Consider the following 2478-nt stretch of genomic DNA (forward strand, 5'->3'; position numbering starts at 1 on the left):
CCCTCCGGGCCGGCCCGCCCGGGGGGGGCGCGGCGGGGGGGGGGGGGGGCCCCCCCCCTTCCCTATGCCCTCGAAGGAGAGCTCACCGATGATCCGCCTCGGCCCCCTGCGCAGCCGCTACGCCCTGGCCCGCAACGCAGTCGGCCGCGTCGCCACCGTGGCTGGCACCGGCGCGCTCGCCACCGGCGCCTTCACCCACGACTTCTACGCCCCCTCCGTTCTCGCCGCCCTCGGCTGCGCCGGCTGGGGCGCCGCCTGGTCGCTGACCCTGCGACGAGGTGCGGCGGGCAACACCGCCATGGGCCTCTACATGGCCCCCTCCGTCTCGATGGCCGTCCTGCTCACCGCGCAGCGGATCATCCCCGGCATCGACTGGTACTGGGAGCTCCTCGCGGACGCGGGCTGGAGTGCCGCCGTGCTGTACGTGCGTCCGGCCCGTGTGGCCCGCGTTCTGGTCGGCCGCGAGAAATCGCTGACCCCCGACGCCGTCGAGCAGACCCAGGAGCTCCTGGTCAAGGAGAACGTCCAGGGCGGCCCGCAGCACCCGATGGCCGCCTTCTGGGCGCAGCACGTCGCCATCGAGGGCGGCGCCGCCGCGAACACGGTGCTGGAGCAGATCGAACGCACCGGTGAGGAGTCGATGACCGCCGTCATCCGCTCCACTCTGCCCGGCAAGCCGGTCCCGAAGATCGACTTGCTGGAGTTGTCCGCGGCCATCAACTGGCCCGAGGACGAGATCGCCATCACCCCTGTTCCCCGGCAGGGCGCCGGGGTGCGGAGGCTGACTGTCGGCCAGGCCCCCGAGGAGGCCATGGACATCTACGCGGCCTGGGAGAAGTTCATCGCCCCCAAGGGCATGCCCTCCACGGTCATCACCGCGATCCGCACTGTCGACATCCCCGACGAGGAGACCAAGGAGCTCCCCGCATGAGCAGGATCTACGAGCTGACCGTGGAAGCGGCCGAGTCCGGCGACATCATTACGTACCACCCGCAGCGCCTCGCTGCGGCGCTGAACATCGCGGACGTCAACCGGCTCGCGGTGGAGACCAGCGTCATGGGCACCAAGGCGCTGGTCACCATCTACCCGCACGACCCGCTCGCCCGCGTCATCCTTGCCGACCCGCAGATGCTGGTCATGGACGCCCGAGGCCGCATCTGGATCGGCCGGTACCACAATGGCCGGCCCTCCCTGCTGCGCCTGTACGACCCTGCGTCCGGGTCCGCGCAGCGCCTGCTGCTGTTCGGCACCACCGGCGCGGGCAAGTCCACCGCAGGTCAGATCATCCTCGCCGCGATGAAGCGCTCCGGAATCGCGGTGCTGTACGCCGACCTCAAGGGCGGCCAGTCCGCACCGGAGGCGTTCGGCCAGGCCGGGCCCGGCTTGGACGGCAACGTGGCCTGGCGGGTCACCACGCAGGAAGGGACGATGGCGCAGCTGCGTACGACGTGGCTGACCATGATGGACCGCCAGGAGCGCTACGCCCGCCTGGGCCGCTCCAAGTTCCTGCGTGACCGGCCCGACCCGCTGATCTACCAGATCATCGACGAGGCCAACAGGTTGCTCGAAAAGGGCGCCCCGTACAGGGACGAGGCGACGTTCTACATCAAGGACATCGGCCGCACCGGCCGCTCCCTCGGCGTCGGCATCGGCCTGTTCGCCCAGGCCGGCCACCTCGAAGAGATGGGCGGATCCGACACCCTCCGGGCGATGCTCAAGGAAGGCGAAGTCGTCCTGCTGCGCTGGACCAGCTCGATGATGAAGCAGCTGGTGACCGACGGCCTGCTGCCCGCCGGCCAGGTCCTCGCCCCCATCCCGAAGTACGCGGGCGAAGTCGACCTCGTCAGCCAGTTCGACGAGGAGCACGACGACAGCGACCTGCCCGGCACCCAGGGCAGCGCGTACAACGTCAACGGCCGCTACCCGACCAGCAAGATGCGGTTCTGGAACATCGGCTCCCCGGTCCCCACTGACGGCCTCGACCCGATGGTCCTCGACTTGTACGGCCCCGGCGCCCCGCCCGAGATCGAAGAGGATGCCTGGGGCCTGATCGGGGACGCTTACTGCCAGCGCCTGGACGGCATGGAGGCGTACCGGGCCGTCTTCCCCGAGCCCGAGGAAGACGAGGACGGCGAAGGCGGAGGCGGGGGCGGCAAGAAGAAGGGCGGCGGCGGGGCCAAGGCGGCCGCCTCCCCCGTCCCGGCTGCCGCCGCCAAGCCGCGGGCCCGCACGCTGCGCGACCGCATCCAGTCCGTCCTGGACGCGCACGACGACCCGCTGGACGCACTCCAGATCCTGGAGCTCGTCAACGCCGACGGCGGCCGCGAGGTCAAGCTCGGCAGCGTCCGCAACACCCTGACCGCGATCAGGAACTGACCCACCTCTCCCGCCGGGGGGCGGGGGCGGGCCCCCCCCCCCCCCCCCCCCCCCCCCCCCCCACGCGGTGACCCCCGGGGGGGCTGACCCACGCCCGGGGTT

Annotated in this window: 2 protein-coding genes; both read left to right on the top strand. The window is 71.7% G+C overall.

The window, feature by feature from the left end; genetic code table 11:
- Positions 1 to 88 precede the first annotated feature (88 nt).
- Complete coding sequence (locus tag ACFYOB_RS37110; protein ID WP_388568259.1) at positions 89 to 931, top strand: hypothetical protein; 843 nt, start codon at positions 89 to 91, stop codon at positions 929 to 931.
- On the top strand, positions 928 to 2376 hold the full coding sequence (locus ACFYOB_RS37115; RefSeq protein ID WP_388568262.1) for a transfer protein: 1449 nt from the start codon (positions 928 to 930) through the stop codon (positions 2374 to 2376). Before ACFYOB_RS37110 ends, ACFYOB_RS37115 begins: the two co-directional genes overlap by 4 nt.
- The last annotated feature ends 102 nt before the right edge of the window (positions 2377 to 2478 follow it).

The sequence above is a fragment of the Streptomyces sp. NPDC006463 genome, assembly GCF_042870715.1.
Lineage (GTDB): Bacteria > Actinomycetota > Actinomycetes > Streptomycetales > Streptomycetaceae > Streptomyces.